Below are 18,372 nucleotides of genomic sequence, written 5' to 3' on the forward strand. Positions count from 1 at the left end.
CCGTGTGAGCGCGCCGCTCACGACCCACCACACAATGCCCCGCCAACAAGGAGAGATGTCATGGCAGAAGCCGACCAGTCCACAACGGAGGACACGTTGAAACAACAGGCGACCGAAACGACCGACGGATTCCATCTCGTCATCGATGCGCTGAAACTGAACGACATCGATACCATTTTTGGTCTGGTCGGCATTCCCATTACCGACCTGGCGCGACTGGCACAAGCGGAAGGAATGCGTTTCATCGGCTTTCGTCATGAACAGCACGCAGGCAACGCGGCCGCCATTTCGGGTTACATCACGCAGAAGCCGGGCATCTGCCTGACCGTGTCGGCGCCGGGCTTTCTGAACGGCCTGACGGCGCTCGCCAATGCGACCACCAACTGTTTCCCGATGATTCTGATCAGCGGTTCGAGCGAACGCGAAATCGTCGATCTGCAGCAAGGCGATTACGAGGAAATGGATCAGCTGAATGCGGCCAGGCCATATGCCAAGGCCGCGTATCGCGTGCTGCATGCGGAGGACATCGGCATCGGTGTGGCGCGTGCGATCCGCGCCGCCGTGTCGGGCCGCCCCGGTGGCGTCTATCTGGACTTGCCCGCCAAACTGCTCTCGCAAACGCTCGATGCCGTGAAGGCGCAGCAGTCGCTCGTGAAAGTCGTCGACGCTGCGCCGCGCCAGTTGCCGGCGCCGGACTCCGTCAAGCGTGCGATCGAGGTGCTCAAGAGCGCCAAACGTCCGCTGATCCTGCTCGGCAAAGGCGCGGCGTACGCGCAGGCCGACGCGGAGATCCGCGGCTTCGTCGAGCAAAGCGGCATTCCCTATCTGCCGATGTCGATGGCCAAGGGCCTGTTGCCCGATACGCATGAACAATCGGCGTCGGCGGCGCGCTCGTTCGTGCTGCAGGAGGCCGACGTGGTCGTGCTGATCGGCGCGCGTCTGAATTGGCTGCTTTCGCACGGCAAAGGCAAAACGTGGGGCGCGCAGCCGAAGCGATTCATCCAGGTCGATATCTCGCCGACCGAAATCGACAGCAACGTCGCGATTGCCGCGCCGGTCATCGGCGATATCGGTTCATGCGTGGCCGCACTGCGCGCCGGCATCGATGCTAGCTTCCGCAAACCGGGCGCCGAGTGGCTCGGCGCGATTGCCGAGCGCAAGAACAGGAATCTCGCCAAGATGGCCGAGACGCTCGACAAGAACCCGTCGCCGATGAACTTCCACAGCGCATTGCGTGCGATTCGCGATGTGCTGAAGACGCGTCCGGACATCAATGTCGTCAACGAAGGCGCGAATACGCTCGACTACGCGCGCAGCATTATCGACATGTACGAGCCGCGCAAACGCTTCGATTCGGGCACGTGGGGAATCATGGGTATCGGCATGGGCTTCTCCATCGGCGCGGCGGTCACGACCGGCAAACCGGTTGTCGCGATCGAAGGCGACAGCGCGTTCGGTTTCAGCGGGATGGAACTCGAAACGATCTGCCGTTACGAACTGCCCGTCTGCACGATCGTATTCAACAACAACGGCGTGTATCGCGGCACCGACGTGAACCCGACCGGCGGCAAGGACGTCGCACCGACCGTCTTCGTAAAGGGTGCGCGTTACGACAGGATGATCGAGGCGTTCGGCGGCGTCGGTTATCACGCGAGCACACCGGAAGAACTGACGAAGGCGCTGCTCGAAGCGATCGCATCGGGCAAACCGAGCCTGATCAATGCCGTCATCGATGAAGCGGCGGGCACCGAGAGCGGCCGCCTGACCAATCTGAATCCGCAAAGCGCGGCAATGAAAAAGTAATCAGGGCAACTACGGAGCTATCGACATGACCAAACCTCTAGAAGGCATCAAGATCATCGACTTCACCCACGTTCAGGCAGGTCCGGCGTGCACGCAGTTGCTCGCCTGGTTCGGCGCCGATGTGATCAAGGTCGAACGACCCGGTTCGGGCGACGTGACGCGTAACCAGCTGCGCGACATCCCCGATGCCGACGCGCTGTATTTCACCATGCTCAACAGCAACAAGAAGTCGCTCACGCTGGACACGAAAAAGCCTGAAGGCAAGGAAGTGCTCGAAAAGCTGATTCGTGAGTCCGACGTTCTGGTCGAGAATTTCGGCCCGGGCGCGTTGGACCGGATGGGCTTTTCGTGGGAACGCCTGAACGAACTCAATCCGAAGATGATCGTCGCTTCGGTGAAGGGCTTTAGCGACGGCCATCACTACGACGACCTGAAGGTCTATGAAAACGTCGCGCAGTGCGCGGGCGGCGCGGCCTCCACTACCGGCTTCTGGGACGGCCCGCCGACCATCAGCGCCGCCGCGCTCGGCGACAGCAACACCGGTATGCATCTGGCGATCGGCATTCTGACCGCGCTGCTCGGCCGCGATAAAACCGGCAAAGGCCAGAAGGTTGCCGTGTCGATGCAGGACAGCGTGCTGAACCTGTGCCGGGTGAAACTGCGTGACCAGCAACGGCTGGAACGGGTCGGCTATCTCGAGGAATATCCGCAGTATCCGCACGGCGAATTCAGCGACGTGGTGCCGCGCGGCGGCAATGCGGGTGGCGGCGGTCAGCCGGGATGGGTGCTCAAGTGCAAGGGCTGGGAAACGGACCCGAACGCTTATATCTACTTCACGATCCAGGGCCACGCGTGGGAACCGATCTGCAAGGCACTCGGCAAGCCCGAGTGGATCGATGACCCGTCCTACAAGACCGCGGAAGCGCGTCAGCCGCACATCTTCGACATCTTCAAGACGATCGAAGCGTGGCTCGCCGACAAGACCAAGTTCGAAGCGGTCGACATCCTGCGCAAGTTCGACATTCCGTGCGCACCGGTGCTGACGATGAAAGAACTGGCTAACGATCCGTCATTGCGCGCGAGCGGCACGATTGTCGAAGTGCCGCACAAGAAACGCGGCTCGTATCTGACCGTCGGCAGCCCGATCAAGTTCTCGGATATGAAGCCGGAAGTGACCGCCTCGCCGCTGCTCGGAGAGCATACGGACGAGGTGCTGTTGGGCCTGGGCTACAGCCGGCAGGACATCTTCAATCTACGCGAAATCAAGGCAGTTTAACGGTGATAGGAGCCCGCTTCGGGCTCTGACGTGAAAATGCGGCGCCCGTGAGGGCGCTGCATCCGCTTCAAATCCGTGTGTTCACTTTGGAGGACCGCCGTGCAAACCGCCATCGACTTCCAGCAACTCGCCAACGCAATCGGCGACGCCATCATCATCTCCGATGCCGGCGGCAGCATCACTTTCTGGAACCCAGCGGCTGAACGCATGTTCGGCTTTACGCAAAGCGAGGCGCTCGGACAGTCACTGGACCTGATCATTCCTGAACGCCTGCGTGGCCGCCATTGGGACGGTTATCACAAGACCATGGCAACGGGTGAAACCCGTTACGGCAATGACGTGCTGCGTGTCCCCGCAGTGGATAAGAACGGACGGTCAATGTCGATCGCCTTCACCGTCGCGCTGCTGCATTCGCCGCAAAACGAACTCAGCGGCATCGTCGCCGTGATCCGGGACGAATCCACCCGCTTCCAGGAGGATCGACTGCTACGCAAACGTCTGGCGGAACTGGAAGCCTCCGCAGGCGCGTGAGTGGCCGTCGTCGCCCGTTGTCCGTCAAGCACTTGCCCGCATCAGGTGTAAAAATAGGGTTGCCGTTCAACTCCTTACAGTTGAACGGCCAACACCTGGAGCGGGTTAAAGATGACACGCCTGATCGAATTGCGCCTCGCCTGTCTGCTGGTCTGCACGGCCGCGATTCAAGCTCATGCGGAACAACCGCGCGTGAATCGCGGCCACGACCCGTTCTTTCAGATCTCCAGGGCAATCAGCGAGTGCCCCACACCACTCGGTCCATTCGAAACGGAAAAGGAATGGCTCGACGACAGCCATTACCGGATCGAACGTGGCAATAGCTGCTGGATAGAGGGCCGCTGCCGTTTGTCGAACGCCTATCTGTACGACGCGGAAATCGCCGAAGCTGTGCAGCGGCGTCTTGCCAACATCAACTATGCGACGCACTGGCGCGAACAGTCGACACTGTGGCTCACGCTGCAACGCCGCTTCATCTACGTGGAAGGCTGCGTCGCGCCCGGCTTCGACAAGCGCACGTTCCTCGCCGAGCTTGCGAAGACAGCGGACGTCGAACGCGTGATCGACAACACGATCGTCGACCCGCATGCCGCGCAACTGCCCTATCGAACACAGGCGAACCCGGACAAGCCAGTACTCGATCCGGGCAACTAGCGACGCTGCCACAGCTATATCGGCAATTCTTCATAGCAACGCAGAAATCGATCTTTGGCCTTGTCGACGTCATTGCTAACATCGGCGACCCGACATACCCGGTCAGCACAACAATGACAACACAGAGATCGCATGGAGGATCGTCCGGTCACCCTGGAATCGCGCGGCTTAGCGAACGCCTATCGGCACGCCCAGGCGGCGCCAGGCGAGTCTACTATCATGGCATCGGACGGCGGCCACTCACCGGCTCCCGGTGCCGTCGAAGCCTACCTGAGTGGCGCGGTTCTCCAGTCGGTACCAAGTCGCAGACGTTTTAGCGTTCGCCCTGGTATTTGACTTTCATCAATTGACCGTGCTCTACAGTTGAGTGTCCAGTATCCATACGAACTTCTCAATCAGCTTTTCGGTCAGCGGACGGTGCATCCACGTTTCAAGCGTGATGCGTTGCGACTTCCCGATGTCGTCCGCGAAGGTGGCAGTTTGCTGGCGCGCAAAGTCGCGATCGTAGATATTCAGGTTCGCTTCGTCATTCAGCTTGAAAGAACGGCTATCGAAATTGGTCGAACCCACCGACACCAGGTACTCGTCCACGACCAGCAATTTGCAATGAAACATGGTCGGCTGGTACTCGAATATCTCGACGCCCGCTTTGAGCAGATCGCCCCAGCAGGCTCGAGACGCTTCGCGCACCGTGTGCGTATCGATGCGTTTGCCCGGCGTGATGATCCGCACTTTCACGCCGCGTTTCGTGGCCTCGACGATCGCGTTGATAGTCAGCTTGTCCGGCACGAAGTAGGCGCTCGCGAGATGAATGCTATGCGTGGCGGCGGTGATCGCCATCAGATACATCAGCTGCATATCGTCGCTGCCGCCCGACGGCGAACTGCTGAACATGTGGGCGAGACCGTCGCCCTGTGGTTCGACGTGCGGAAAATAGTCCGAGCCGTGCAGTACATTGCCGGTCGCCTTGACCCAGTTGTCCATGAACACCGCTTGCATATGTCCGACCACCGGACCGGCCACGCGAAAATGCGTATCGCGCCAATGCTTTTCATCCTGCGCGTGCCCGGTCCATTCCGGCGCGATGCCTACACCGCCGGTAAAGCCAATCTGGCCGTCGATCACCAGCAGCTTGCGGTGAGTCCGATCGTTCATGCGGCCAAGGCCGGTCCAATGCGGCTTGTGATACTGGATCACTGCCGCACCCGCGTCGCGCAGCATCTCCAGATAACGCCTGTCCATTTTCGACGAGCCGACCCAGTCGAGCAGAACGTGCACCGCGACGCCTTCACGCGCTTTATCCGCGAGTGCACGGGCTATCTGCTCGCCGATCTCGCCGGACCAATAAATGAACGTTTCAAATGTGATGGTTTTGCGCGCTGAGCGAATCCCTTCGAGCATCGAAGGAAAAATGCTGTCGCCGTTCAGCAGCATTTCAAAGCGATTGCCGGAGACGACAGGCGGACCGAGCAGCAATCCCATTGAACGAAGAAATTGCGGATCGTCGCTCGCATACAGCCGCTCGATCTTGTGTTCGATCTTCTTCTCGCCGCTCGACAGATTGGCGATCACCAGAATGATGACCAGCGTGACGAATGCGGTAAGGGGAATGGTCAGCATGCATGGCCTCGATGTTCAGCGGCAGAACGCGTAACGCACGTCCTGCAGTTTGACGGAGAGTGCCGGCCCCGAAGTCCGGCTTTAACCACGCAAACCGGACGCATTGCGCGTGCCCGTTGCGGGCGTGCGCTTTGCTACGCCGCCTACTTTGACTTACCTGACCAGCGCGAACGCTTCCCGGCTCGCAATCTCGCCCGCACCATAGACACCGACCACGGTATAGTCCGACGCCACGCATTCGAACGTCGAGTCCTGAAACGTAATCACGAAATGGCGCAATGACGGCACCGCCGATCCGACCGTGGCAATTTCCGCCGCCAGCGACGAATTCACGACTTCGTGTGCCCGATAGCCGAGCAACCCTTGCATGGCAAGCGGGTGAATCTCGAGATCGACGTCGCCCGGTGGACCGAGCCGATGAAACGCGGCATCGGGAAATAGCACCGTGCAAAAGGGATCGTCATCGGGATCGAATGGCCCGAACCGTTCAAAGTCGGCTTCCGCAATCGGGTAGGCCAGAATCACCCGGCGGTCGCTGGCGACGATGAACGGTTCGGCGGCATCGGCTGCCGGATGAGGAACGGAATCCAGCAGGATGACCTGGTCTTCCTGCTGGACTGAATCGATCGTGCTAGTCATCTACTTCACGACTCCGTTGCGCTCATGCGCTGGCTGGCACCGTCGCGGTCGCGGCTTGCGGCGCTGCCCCAGTGCTCGTCACAGCGGTTTTAGCGGCGGGTTTGCGGACCGGCGCTTTTCGGGCCGCCCTCGCGACCGTGCTCTTCTTCGCGGCGGGTTTCACTGCGGCTTTCTTCGCTGCGACTTTTTTGCTTGCCGTTGCTTTCTTCGCAGCCGTCTTTCTGGACACGGCGGCCTTTTTCGCTACGACTTTTTTCGCCGCGGCTTTCTTGCTCACCGCACCGCTGGTTGCCGCGGATTTCGTTTTGCCAGCCCTGGTCGCTGCTTGAGTTGCCGCTTTAGTCGCGGGCTTGGCCGCTGCACCGTCGATCAGGAACTTCGTGCGGTCTTTCACCGTTGCGAGCCATGCGGGCGCCGGACCGCGGCCGCTCCAGGTCGCACCGGTTTTCGGATTGAGATACTTGGGCGGCTGCGCGCCTTTCGGCTGACCTTTACCGGCTTTTGCATGAGCGACCACGGCTTTTGCCGCGGACGTGAGTTCGCTCGCGCCATCGATCAGGAATTGAGTGCGGTCTTTCACGCCTGCAATCCAACCCGGGGCGCGCCCGTGGCCCGTCCAGGTTGCACCGGTTTTATGGTCGCGATATTTCGCCGGTTTTCCCGAAGCACTGGCTTTTGCCTTGCCGGTTCCAACTTGGCCATTCAAGCCGCGCGCCGCGCGCCTCGCCTTTGCTTTGGCTTCGATATCCTCAGTAGTCAAACCATGCTTGAGCATCAGCTCGCGAATCTGGTCGACCGCGGCTTGCGCTTTTCTGGCAACAAGGATATCGGCTTGTGCCTGCAGTTTCTTCAGCTTTGCCTGGATTTGCTCTAACGTTGGCATTTGATTCCTCCCTATGTGGTAGTCGTCGAACTATGCCATGAATGAAAGAAGAAAGGCAGATCTGTGTGGTGTTTTAAGGCACCCAACGCATTTCCATCACCTGGCGTTCGAGTACGGAGCTTTCAGGTTCACTACCGAATTATCTGATCTCTCTTTCTTTTCCTTTCCCGAAGACTCTTCTTTTTCCTTCCAGTTCCGGCATCCCGACTCAGGTAGGCGTAAAAACGACAGCCTGGCGGTCGGCAATGTAACGCACACTACGTACAAAACGGTATTGTTGACCATCTGCCGTTATCCGGTTGATTCCCAGACTGGTCAGCATCAGTATTTCGTCCGCCAGAAAAGCATCGACCACCCCCGAATCCGTGAGATCCTCCAAAGCACCGGACGGATCACCGACATAAACGTTGCGTACCTGCGTGCCAATCCGCATCAGAACCACGCTTTCGCCTTCGTCGAGCGCCAGTTCGAGATACCCGGCAAGCGTGCGTAGCGACTCTGGCGTACACGCTCCGGACTGATAGGTCGCAGCATTCGAAGGCGTCATTTCTGTTTCCCCGTACCCGCATCGACGAAAAGGTGGCTTGCCGTGCTTCGCAGCAATAGCCGTTTCTACTATAGGCAAGCATTTGAATATTCAAAGGACAGTAGTTCATTTTTCTTTCGAAAGTTGGCTTTCCCGGCGGCCCGCTTTAAAAAAAGCACTATGGGCAATGAAAAGACCACGTTGGACGCCGACGAAATGCATACGGAGGACAGAGGTAACTCGACGTTACGGATTTCTCGACACTGTTTCACTTATGTCGGGTCGGCGCTTCTATACTTCGGACCTTGCCTGCGGAAAACCGGCGGGAACTTGAAACACGTGAACGCGGGCACCGGGTTGGCTATTGAAAAGAACCCGGGCAGCACCACCTTCGGCAATCTCAACAGAACGGTACTCTCAGATGAAAGCGGGTTTTATGAAAGTCGCCCTTGCCGCAGCGGCACTCACTTCGGCCATGTCCGGCACGGCGAACGCGGCGGGTTGCCTGAAGGGAGCCGTCGTGGGCGGCGTGGCGGGTCACTATGCGGGGCATCACGCGGTCGTCGGTGCGGTGGGCGGTTGCATCGTCGGACGGCATGTAGCGAAGAAGCACGCTGAGGAACAGGCCACACAGCGTCAGCAAGCCAAGATGCAATAGTCTGGTCAGTAAAAGGAGCCGCCGCCAATATCACGCAGGCTTGGCGACGGCTCCAACTTCAGTCCTTCCTCTCACTCACGCGATCCGCAATCCGTGAGCGGGCAAAATCTCCTGCGTCGTCACGAAACGGTGTTGCTTGACCGCGTCGTGAAAGCGCCGGTAATCGCTTTTCTCAAAGGCGTTCGTCCACACCGGTCTGTCCCCGGTGTCGTCGTCGCACTCCAAACCAGTCGCCATGTGTTTCCACGAACCTCGTCCCTTGGCGATATAAGCCGGAATCCGCTCTTTCAAACCTGGAATGCGGCCGGCTTTTACCCACTCGCAAACGATTAGCAAGCGGTCGTTATCGTCCGCATGGCGGTTCGTATCGAGCAGACGGGTCAGCGCATCTTTCACCTCCTCCGGCAAGCCGGGCTGGGTTTCGAAGTCTTCCCGTCCCGCCACATAAGCGCGCACTGCGCGGCAAGCCATGTCGGCCGCCTCGATGAACTCCGGCAGGTTATGTCTCGAGATGAAGTTGTTTCTGCCGTCGATGTAATGCCAGCGAGCCCACGGCTGGTCGGGATAGTGCAACGCGGCGCCGTGACCGACGGGGAGCGCCAGCGTCAATACGTCTTCCTCGATGTGTTCCAGCAGATGGCCTGCCACGAGTTGGAGATTGGCAAACCAGCCTTTGCGCGTGCAATCCTGAGCCTCCAGTAGATGCACCCGATTCCATGGGCTCTCTATTCCCGCGAATCCCTGATGCGCCCAGGTATCGACGTACGCGTGAAGCGTCACACCCAGTCGATGCAAACCCGTCTCGGAGTCGCGCTGCCGGATTGCACGCCGCACCACTTCGCGGGCGACCTCGCTGTCCGGCCGGCAAATCGCTTTCTCTTCGAGGGTTTCACCTTCCGCGGCCGGCAGAAAATGAAATGGCGTCCACACGAGGCAGTTCTGATCGTTCTCGGTGTTAGCGTAGTCGAATAGCTTGTGCGCGGTGGCAAACCGCTCGAAAGTCTCGCCGCCCTTGAACCGCAGTATTCCCCGGGTCGTCGCGTCATCGACGTATTGGCAGGCATGCGCCACGGTCAATGCGTCGCCAGCCGTCATCCCGCCGACGCGGGCGGCGATATAGACCACACCATAGTGAAAGTCGATATTCATGGCTGGCGCTCCTGACGCGCGACGGATGACGTCGAAGGTTCTCGACTGCGCGGCAGGGCGAATTCGATGTCGGCGCGTGAGTAGATAGTAGACGACCGAGTGCAGTCCGGCTTTAAAAAAGGCGCCTCATCCGTATTCGCCGATCCACGCGATAAGGAGCGATTCGCTTTGCCGAAGGGCATGACTCGCTCGATCCTGACCATTCAGACTTCCGGGATGCCGATAGAAGAAGGCGCCCTCCGGATGGGGCAATGTCGCGCGCACAGAGAGAAGACCTCTCCAGCAGTTCCGCCTGCGCCCCCTATATATATAAGAGCCTCAGCACAGGTGAGTAACCGCCATCCGGCCATTCCATTGCGTATTCAGATACTCGACCGCAAGCGTCCGGTGACAGCGATGGGGTAAATGTTCACTGCAAAGCAGGCAAGCCGATTGAAAAAGATCGACATCCAGATTGCTTTCCACCCGGCGCTGTGCAATCAGCTCGACGTACTCCGCCGTGAACTGATCCCAGGACAGTTGCTTGGCCTGATAGCGCTTCAGCAAGTGCGGCTCGGGAGCGAGATCCGGCATTTCGACGTACGCTGCATTGCACAACCTGTGGAGAAAGTAGGGAAGATCCTGCTTTTTCGCAAAGCCGGCCAACTGCGAGGTGTTATTCAAGCGGATGTCGAGAACGGTGCGCACCTGGGCGCTTTTCAGCAAATCGAAAAAATGCTCGGCGCTCTTGCCGGCGAAACCGATAGTTGCAACCCGCACGGTGTTCTTTTCACGTGTCATGACGAATACCCAGCAGGGGTAACTCCACGCCCGGAGCAACAAAAAGCCCCGCAACGGCATCCGCAGCGGGGCTCAATTGTTGACGCATTTCGCACCGGAGTTATTTGCCGATGCCGAGCAGTTCGATTTCGAACGTCAGATCGGTATTCGGCGGAATCGGACCGACGCCACGATCGCCATAAGCGGTCGCCGCCGGGCACGTCAGTTTGGCTTTGCCGCCTACTTTCATCTTCTGGACGCCTTGCGTCCAGCACGGAATCACGCGATTGAGCGGGAACGATGCCGGGCCGCCGTGCTTCGCGGAACTATCGAACTCGGTGCCGTTCGGCAGCGTGCCGCGATAGTTGACCTTGACGACATCGTCGGCTGTCGGTTGGGCGCCCGTGCCTACCGTCAGATGCTGGACGATGACGCCGGAAGGCAGTTTGTCAGTGGTGGGCGCGGCGGCCATGGCCGTCGAGGAGAGGACAGCTGCGGCAACCAAAGCAACGATGGATTTCAAAGCGAATCTCCAGTGGGGTAATGCGCGCCATTGTAGCGGATCGCATCTCGCTTGCCGTCGCGCGGCAGTACGGCGCATGCCTTCTGTCGACTCGTGTAATCGACGCGAATCCAGTCTCGCGGAAAATAGCGCACGTGTCCGACGATTCGCTCTATTACGAGAGTGCCAGAACCGCCCAAAGCGTCAATATCCCGATTGCACCAACGGCCAGGCTCGATTGAACGCTCTTTAATCGAGGCGTTGCACCCTGTATCTATTAGCCGCCAATACCTCACCTCGCGCGTTGAAGTCGGCAAGCACCGTTTCACGTTCACGCACGCAGGCCAGCACTGCCGGATCGAGTAAGGCGGTAATCACTTCGGCGCGATCACGGCCGGCCTGCGCCATGACGTCGCCGTACGGACTCCAGATTGCACTCGCGCCGCACGCTGCCCACCCACCGGTCGTACCGACGTGATTCGACAACAGCACGTACATGGTGTTGTCGAAAGCACGCGCGGGAAACCAGATACGCGACTGGTGATAGCCAGTCTTTGCGCTGAAGAGCGCACTGGCCAGATAGGCATGCGCACCATTGACCGCCGCAAGCCGCGCATGCTCGGGAAAGCCGGAGTCGTAGCACACGCTCAGAGCAAGCCGCCATCCGTCGAGCTCCAGCATGCAGCCCTGCGAGCCCGGCTGGTAAATGCGCGCCTCGCTGCTATAGAGATACTGCTTGTGATACGGCTCGATCTGTTCGCCGGCGCGGTTGAAGATCAGCGACGAGATATGCAGCCCATTAGCGCCACCTTCAGCCACCCTGCCGCACGTCGCCGCGCCAACGATCACCACGATCTCGCGCTGTCGGCAAACCGTGCGAATCGGCTCGAGTCGTGGATCGTGTGCGTCGAATGCGTACTTCGCGGGGTCGCCGGCAATCAGGTCCGGCTCGTAGCCGCTCAGAAATTTCTCGGGAAAAACCACCAGTTTCGCGCCCTGATCGGCGGCGACGCCGGTCAATTCGACCGTTCTCGCGATGTTGGCCGCCACGTCGCCGGGAACCGGTTGTGCTTGCGCAGTCGCGATTCGTAATGAGGTTTGCGGTAACGATACTTGTGTGTGACTCAACGTGAACTCCGTGGTGAATGGACTGTTGCCATGCGCCGGTGCGGATTCGAGCGCAAGCATGAGCGAGCGAAGCCCCGGCATTTGACCACGGACCGCGCTGCGATGTGAACCACCGCCACGCTTCGGTAGTCCACATAAGAGATCCACCCCGACCCATTCGTCGACACGTGACTCCCATCCCAAAGAGTACTTTCGATGACCGCGCCGACTGATTCCGACGAGTCCCTCCTTCCCGCACCTTCTGTCGCGCCGGAACGGCGCCGGGCGCCCCGAGCACGCCGGATTCCGCGCAGCCGCGAACAGCAGGCGCGGCTCGACGCACGCGAGCCGGCCTTCGAACCTCTCCCGTTTGCTTTCGACGAAGCCGCCGCGCGCCGCCCATTTGCCGACAAACTCCGCGAGTGGTTCGAAGCGCGCCGCTGGCAACCCTTCGATTTTCAACGCGACGTCTGGGCGGAAATCGGCCAAGGCGCGAGCGGCCTGCTGCACGCGACCACCGGCGCGGGCAAAACCTGGGCCGTGTGGTTCGGTGCGCTGGGCGCCTTCGCGACGGCCGAACCCTCGTCCCGCAAGCGCACGGCACGCACGCACCCGGACCCGCTCACCGTGCTCTGGATCACGCCGATGCGCGCGCTAGCCGCCGACACCGCGCGCGCGTTGCAAAGTTCGGCGGCCGAGCTAGCGGTGCCGTGGACCGTCGGACTGCGCACCGGCGACACGTCGTCGGCCGAACGCGCGCGACAGAACCGGCGCATGCCGTCCGCTCTCGTCACGACGCCCGAGAGCCTGACGCTCATCCTCACCCGGCCCGACGCGCGCGAGGTGCTCTCGCACGTGCGCCTCGTGATCGTCGACGAATGGCATGAGTTGCTCGGCAACAAACGCGGCACGCAGACACAACTCGCGCTCGCGCGTCTTGCGCATTGGCGCCCCGAGTTGCAGGTATGGGGCTTGTCGGCGACGCTCGGCAACCTGCCCTTCGCCGCCGACGTATTGCTCGCGCCCATGAAGACGCCGCGCGTCAGCGTGCATGGCGCGCTGCCCAAAGCGCTGATCGTCGATACGGTGATCCCCGACACCATCGAGCGGTTTCCCTGGGGCGGCCATATGGGCATGCGCCAGGTTGGCGCGGTTGCCGATGCGATCGGCGAAGCGCAGACCTCGCTCGTGTTTACCAATACCCGCTCGCAATGCGAGGTCTGGTATCAGGCGCTGCTCGAAGCGCGGCCCGAATGGGCCGGCCTCATTGCATTGCATCACGGCTCGCTCGATCAGGAAGTGCGCGAATGGGTCGAGCGAGGCCTCAAGAACGGCTTGCTGAAAGTAGTGGTGTGCACGTCGAGCCTCGATCTCGGCGTCGATTTCCTGCCGGTGGAGCGCGTGTTCCAGATCGGCTCGCCCAAGGGCGTCGCGCGTTTGATGCAGCGCGCGGGACGCTCGGGGCATGCGCCTGGCCGCCCGTCGCGGGTGACGATCGTGCCGACGCATGCGCTCGAACTGGTCGAAGCCGCCGCCGCGCGCGAGGCCGTCGACAAGCGTCAGATAGAAGGCCGCGAAACGCCGGAGAAACCGTTCGATGTGCTGGTCCAGCATCTCGTCACCGTCGCGATCGGCGGCGGCTTCGATGCGCGTGAACTATATGCTGAAATTCGCGGCACCTATGCTTACCGACAACTGACGCAAGCGGAGTTCGACTGGGCGCTCGGCTTTGTCGAAGGCGGCGGCACGTCGCTGCGCGCGTACCCTGACTACCATCGCGTGGTGCGCGAAAGCGACGGACTGTACCGCGTGCCGCGCGAGGATCTGGTGCGGCGGCATCGCAACAACATCGGTACCATCGTCGCGAATGGCACGCTGAATGTCGCGTATCTGTCGGGTGGCCGCATCGGCGCGATCGAAGAGTCGTTCATTTCACGCCTTAAAACAGGGGATATTTTTACTTTCGGCGGACGTGCGCTCGAATTGATCCGTGTGCAGGACATGACCGCGTGGGTGCGGCGCGCCACGACCTCGCGCGGAGCGATGCCGCAATGGGCGGGCAGCCGCATGCCGCTTTCGTCCGAACTCGCCGACGCCACGCTGACAATGCTCGCGCGCGCCGCCGACGGTATCTTCGACGAGCCCGAAATGCGCGCCGTGCGGCCGCTGCTCGAATTGCAACAGAAATGGTCAGCATTGCCCGAGCCGGGCGTGCTCGTGGTGGAACTGGTGAAGTCGCGTGAAGGACATCACTTCTTCTGTTATCCGTTTGCCGGGCGCACCGCGCATATCGGTCTGGGCGCGTTGCTCGCATGGCGAGTCGCGCGCGAGAAGCCCGGCACCTTTTCGATTTCGATGAACGACTATGGGTTCGAGCTGCTGTCCGCGCAACCCTTCGATTGGGCCGCGCAATTACAAGGCGGCCTGCTCTCGCCCGACGAACTGGAGCACGACATTCTCGCCAGCCTCAACTCGTCCGAACTGTCGATGCGTCGCTTTCGCGAAATCGCGCGCGTGTCGGGACTGGTGTTTCAGGGGCATCCAGGCCAGCAGAAAAGTGCGCGGCAATTGCAGGCGTCGAGTGGCCTCTTCTACGAGATCTTCCGTCAGCACGATCGCGACAACCTGCTGCTCAATCAGGCCGATGACGAAGTGCTGTTGCAGGAACTCGACGCGCAACGGATGCGCCGCGCGCTCGAACGCATGAACGCGAGCCGGGTGGTGGTGACGCGGCCGAAGAAGCCGACGCCGTTTGCGTTTCCGCTGATCGTCGGGCGCTTGCGCGAGAAGGTCAGCACGGAAAAGCTCGCGGATCGCGTCGAGCGGATGCTGGCCGAACTCGAGAAGGCCGCGCGCGCATGAAGCCCTCATCGTTGACGGTTCACATCGCCGGGCATGCCCTGGTGCTGTCGGGTTTGCGGGCGAGTTTCGATCCTCTGCTTCGCTATCTGTTCGTCGCCGACGCCCATTTCGGCAAGGATGCCGTGTTTCGTGCGCGCGGCATCCCGGTGCCGATCGGCTCGACTGCCGACAACTTGATGCGCCTCGACATTCTGATCGCAGAATTCGACCCGATCATGCTCGTGTTTCTCGGCGACCTGCTGCACGCGCGCGAATCGCATGTGCCGGAGGTGCTCGATGCGCTGCATGCGTGGCGCGCGCGACATGCGCGATTGCGGGTCGTGCTGGTGGAGGGCAATCACGACCGGCATGCGGGCGCGCTGCCGTCGACGTTGGGTATCGAGTCTGTGCGGGAACCCTGGCTCGTCGGGCCGTGGGCGTTGTGTCATCTGCCGCAGCGGGTTGATGGCGCGTATGCGCTCGCAGGTCATGTGCATCCGGTCTATCGGATCACGACGCGGACCGATTCGGTGCGGGTGCCTTGTTTCCGGTTCGGGATTGAGAGTGGCGTGTTGGCGGCTTTCGGCAGCTTTACCGGGGGAGCGCGCGAGGAGGGACGTGCTGCTGGAGAGAAGGTGTTTCTGGTGGTGCAGGAGCGTGTGATCGAGATGGGTGGTGCGTGAGGGTGAGTGGACGGGGACCGTCCACTCGGTTTGCGTAGGTTGCTTGTGTTTTCTGCTGCCTGATCTGGCGCGGAGGTCGGCTTGCCGGCCTCCGCGCGCTGCGAGTAAAACTATCCTCGTTTAGTGGTTGCCCCCTCCGTGACCACCGCCATGGCCGCCACCACCGCCGTAGCCGCCACCGAAGCCGCCGTGGCCAGAGCCGAAGCCACCTCCGAAGCCACCGCGGCCTGAACCGAAGCCGCCGTTGCCAGGACCGCCCTTGCCGCCGGGACCACCGTTGCCTGCGCCGTTGCCCGGACCGCCGTTGCCTGGGCCGCCGTTGCCTGGGCCGCCGTTGCCACCGTTGCCACCGTTGCCCGGGCCTCCGTTGCCGCCGTTGCCGCCGTTGCCGGGACCACCGTTGCCGGAACCGCCGCCGTTGCCTCCGTTGCCGGCGCCGCCACCATTGCCTCCACCGCTGCCATGGCCTCCGTTGCCGGAACCGCCGCCACCGTTGCCGCCGTTGCCTGCGCCACCACCATTGCCAGCACCGCCGTTGCCCGAGCCGCCGCCATGGCCTCCATTGCCGGAACCGCCGCCACCCGCGCCGCCGTTACCGCCATTCCCGGATCCACCGTTGCCCGCGCCACCGCCATGGCCTCCGTGCCCGGAACCACCGCCACCCGCGCCACCGCCGTTCCCGCCATTTCCGGAGCCGCCGTTGCCCGAGCCACCACCATGGCCTCCGTGGCCGGAACCACCGCCGCCCGCGCCACCGCCGTTACCGCCATTTCCGGAGCCACCGTTGCCTGCGCCGCCGCCATGGCCTCCGTTGCCGGAACCACCGCCACCCGCGCCGCCGTTACCGCCATTTCCGGAGCCGCCGTTGCCCGAGCCACCACCATGACCTCCGTGGCCGGAACCGCCGCTGCCCGAGCCACCACCATGGCCTCCGTTGCCGGAACCACCATTGCCCGAGCCTCCGCCGTTGCCGCCGCTGCCGGGACCGCCATTACTTGGCCCGCCACTATGACCGCCATTGCCGGGACCGTTGCCATCACCGTGACCACCGTCGCCATGACCCGTGCCGCTATGACCTCCACCACCATCGCCGCCGTTGCCTTGGCCGCCGTCACCGTGACCCGTGCCGCTGTGGCCACCATCGCCTTGACCGCCGTCACCGTGGCCGCCATCTCCATGACCCGTGCCGCCATGGCCACCATCGCCGTGGCCGCCGTCTCCATGACCACCGTCACCATGACCCATACCGCCATGGCCACCATCGCCTTGACCGCCGTCACCGTGGCCGCCGTCTCCATGACCCGTGCCGCCATGGCCACCATCGCCTTGACCGCCGTCACCGTGGCCGCCATCTCCGTGACCCGTACCGCCATGGCCACCGTCGCCTTGACCGCCATCGCCGTGGCCGCCGTCTCCATGACCCGTGCCGCCATGGCCACCATCGCCTTGACCGCCGTCACCGTGGCCGCCATCTCCGTGACCCGTACCGCCATGGCCACCATCGCCGTGGCCACCATCGCCGTGGCCGCCATCACCGTGACCCGTACCGCCATGGCCACCGTCGCCATGACCGCCGTCACCGTGGCCGCCGTCTCCATGACCCGTGCCGCCATGGCCACCTTCGCCTTGACCGCCGTCGCCGTGGCCGCCGTCTCCATGACCCGTGCCGCCATGGCCACCTTCGCCTTGACCGCCGTCACCGTGGCCGCCATCTCCGTGACCCGTACCGCCATGGCCACCGTCGCCTTGACCGCCATCGCCGTGGCCGCCGTCTCCATGACCCGTGCCGCCATGGCCGCCGTCTCCATGACCGCCGTCACCGTGGCCGCCATCGCCATGCCCCATTCCGCCATGGCCACCTTCGCCATGGCCACCGTCACCGTGCCCGCCATGTCCATGACCACCATCGCCATCGCCGCCATGACCATGTCCATGACCGCCATCGCCATCGCCGCCATGTCCATGACCGCCATCGCCATCGCCACCATGACCATGTCCATGACCGCCATCGCCGCCATGCCCATCACCATGACCATGACCACCATCACCATCACCATCACCATGACCACCATCACCATCGCCGCCATGCCCATGCCCATGCCCATGTCCATGCCCATGACCGTGACCGTGACCATGTCCATGACCACCATCTCCATGGCCACCATCACCACCGTCACCACCATCACCGCCATCACCACCACCGCCACCACCGCCACCGCCACCGCCACCACTCCCCGGCCCGTCACCACCCGAGCCGCCATCCCCCGCCCCACCCTTCCCGCCGCCACTGCCGCTGCCATTGCCGCCCGTGCTCCCCGAACCATTCCCGCCTGAGCCGGAGTTGGTCACGCCGTTTCCGCCGCTATTGCCCGAGCCAGTAGACGGAGCCCCGCCGCCGCTTTGCGAACCCGTGGTTGATCCGACCGTCGCCGCCGCAAGGCCGCCCCGACCTCGCGCGAACAAGCCATCGCCCTGCACCGCGCAACCAGGCCCCCCGCCGGCCGGACAACCCATCGCCGACGCCTGCGCCACGACCAGCCCAGCAGAACTGGTCGACGAGTCCGCCGACCCCGTCGGATTCGTTTGCGCTCCCGCCATCGCCGCATACAGACTCACCGCGACCGCCAATACCGCCCGCCGCGTTCCCAATGCCCGCGCGTCCCCGTTTTGCCTTTTCATTTCATTCTCCTAACTATCAACCTAGAGTGACCGGCCAGATAACGAACGAATCCCTGTTCACT

At 62.2% G+C, this 18,372-nt stretch carries 16 protein-coding genes; 7 read left to right on the forward strand and 9 right to left on the reverse strand.

What is annotated here, in order from left to right:
* Positions 1-60 precede the first annotated feature (60 nt).
* The 4 genes from oxc (at position 61) to B0G69_RS29520 (ending at position 4,264) form a co-directional block, all read left to right on the forward strand.
* Positions 61-1,803: an oxalyl-CoA decarboxylase gene (gene oxc, locus B0G69_RS29505; protein ID WP_121323439.1), complete on the forward strand. Its 1,743-nt coding sequence runs from the start codon at positions 61-63 to the stop codon at positions 1,801-1,803.
* Between the two features lie 25 nt (positions 1,804-1,828).
* Positions 1,829-3,079: a formyl-CoA transferase gene (gene frc, locus B0G69_RS29510; protein ID WP_121323440.1), complete on the forward strand. Its 1,251-nt coding sequence runs from the start codon at positions 1,829-1,831 to the stop codon at positions 3,077-3,079.
* 99 nt (positions 3,080-3,178) lie between these two features.
* Positions 3,179-3,610, forward strand: a complete 432-nt coding sequence (locus tag B0G69_RS29515) for a PAS domain-containing protein (RefSeq protein ID WP_121323441.1) — start codon at positions 3,179-3,181, stop codon at positions 3,608-3,610.
* Between the two features lie 111 nt (positions 3,611-3,721).
* Entirely contained in the window at positions 3,722-4,264 is a 543-nt protein-coding gene (locus B0G69_RS29520; protein ID WP_121323442.1) for a hypothetical protein, read from the forward strand.
* 357 nt (positions 4,265-4,621) lie between these two features.
* Here B0G69_RS29520 and cls read toward each other — a convergent pair whose 3' ends face one another.
* The 4 genes from cls to B0G69_RS29540 all read right to left on the reverse strand — a co-directional run bounded on the left by cls (position 4,622) and on the right by B0G69_RS29540 (position 7,953).
* Complete coding sequence (cls, locus tag B0G69_RS29525; protein ID WP_121323443.1) at positions 4,622-5,884, reverse strand: cardiolipin synthase; 1,263 nt, start codon at positions 5,882-5,884, stop codon at positions 4,622-4,624.
* Between the two features lie 153 nt (positions 5,885-6,037).
* Entirely contained in the window at positions 6,038-6,523 is a 486-nt protein-coding gene (locus B0G69_RS29530; RefSeq protein ID WP_121323444.1) for a hypothetical protein, read from the reverse strand.
* 22 nt (positions 6,524-6,545) lie between these two features.
* Entirely contained in the window at positions 6,546-7,406 is an 861-nt protein-coding gene (locus tag B0G69_RS29535; protein WP_121323445.1) for an H-NS family nucleoid-associated regulatory protein, read from the reverse strand.
* 208 nt (positions 7,407-7,614) lie between these two features.
* Positions 7,615-7,953: a hypothetical protein gene (locus tag B0G69_RS29540; protein WP_121323446.1), complete on the reverse strand. Its 339-nt coding sequence runs from the start codon at positions 7,951-7,953 to the stop codon at positions 7,615-7,617.
* Between the two features lie 400 nt (positions 7,954-8,353).
* Between B0G69_RS29540 and B0G69_RS29545 the strand changes: the two genes are divergently transcribed.
* Complete coding sequence (locus tag B0G69_RS29545) at positions 8,354-8,590, forward strand: hypothetical protein (RefSeq protein ID WP_199731371.1); 237 nt, start codon at positions 8,354-8,356, stop codon at positions 8,588-8,590.
* 75 nt (positions 8,591-8,665) lie between these two features.
* On the opposite strand, the gene B0G69_RS29550 is transcribed toward B0G69_RS29545, so the two are convergent.
* The 4 genes from B0G69_RS29550 to B0G69_RS29565 all read right to left on the reverse strand — a co-directional run bounded on the left by B0G69_RS29550 (position 8,666) and on the right by B0G69_RS29565 (position 12,128).
* Positions 8,666-9,739 carry a DUF6765 family protein gene (locus B0G69_RS29550; protein ID WP_121323447.1) on the reverse strand — a complete coding sequence of 358 codons (1,074 nt, stop codon included), beginning with the start codon at positions 9,737-9,739 and terminating at the stop codon, positions 8,666-8,668.
* A 318-nt stretch (positions 9,740-10,057) separates the two neighbouring features.
* On the reverse strand, positions 10,058-10,519 hold the full coding sequence (locus B0G69_RS29555) for a DUF488 domain-containing protein (RefSeq protein ID WP_121323448.1): 462 nt from the start codon (positions 10,517-10,519) through the stop codon (positions 10,058-10,060).
* A 100-nt stretch (positions 10,520-10,619) separates the two neighbouring features.
* Positions 10,620-10,970, reverse strand: a complete 351-nt coding sequence (locus B0G69_RS29560) for an FKBP-type peptidyl-prolyl cis-trans isomerase (protein ID WP_199731420.1) — start codon at positions 10,968-10,970, stop codon at positions 10,620-10,622.
* Positions 10,971-11,249: 279 nt separating this feature from the next.
* Complete coding sequence (locus B0G69_RS29565) at positions 11,250-12,128, reverse strand: carbon-nitrogen hydrolase family protein (protein WP_241991506.1); 879 nt, start codon at positions 12,126-12,128, stop codon at positions 11,250-11,252.
* A 195-nt stretch (positions 12,129-12,323) separates the two neighbouring features.
* Between B0G69_RS29565 and B0G69_RS29570 the strand changes: the two genes are divergently transcribed.
* Both B0G69_RS29570 and pdeM read left to right on the forward strand, forming a co-directional pair.
* A complete protein-coding gene (locus tag B0G69_RS29570; RefSeq protein ID WP_121323450.1) occupies positions 12,324-14,969 on the forward strand; it encodes a ligase-associated DNA damage response DEXH box helicase in 2,646 nt (881 codons plus the stop codon).
* On the forward strand, positions 14,966-15,631 hold the full coding sequence (pdeM, locus tag B0G69_RS29575; RefSeq protein ID WP_121323451.1) for a ligase-associated DNA damage response endonuclease PdeM: 666 nt from the start codon (positions 14,966-14,968) through the stop codon (positions 15,629-15,631). The genes B0G69_RS29570 and pdeM overlap by 4 nt, the downstream gene beginning before the upstream one ends.
* 110 nt (positions 15,632-15,741) lie before the next feature.
* Here the strand turns inward: pdeM and B0G69_RS42830 are convergent, their stop codons facing one another.
* Positions 15,742-17,892 (reverse strand): hypothetical protein, encoded by a 2,151-nt coding sequence (locus tag B0G69_RS42830; protein WP_158608995.1) that lies wholly within the window; start codon positions 17,890-17,892, stop codon positions 15,742-15,744.
* Positions 17,893-18,372: the final 480 nt, after the last annotated feature.

It is taken from the genome of Paraburkholderia sp. RAU2J (assembly GCF_003634845.1).
In the GTDB taxonomy this organism is placed as follows: Bacteria; Pseudomonadota; Gammaproteobacteria; order Burkholderiales; family Burkholderiaceae; genus Paraburkholderia; species Paraburkholderia fynbosensis.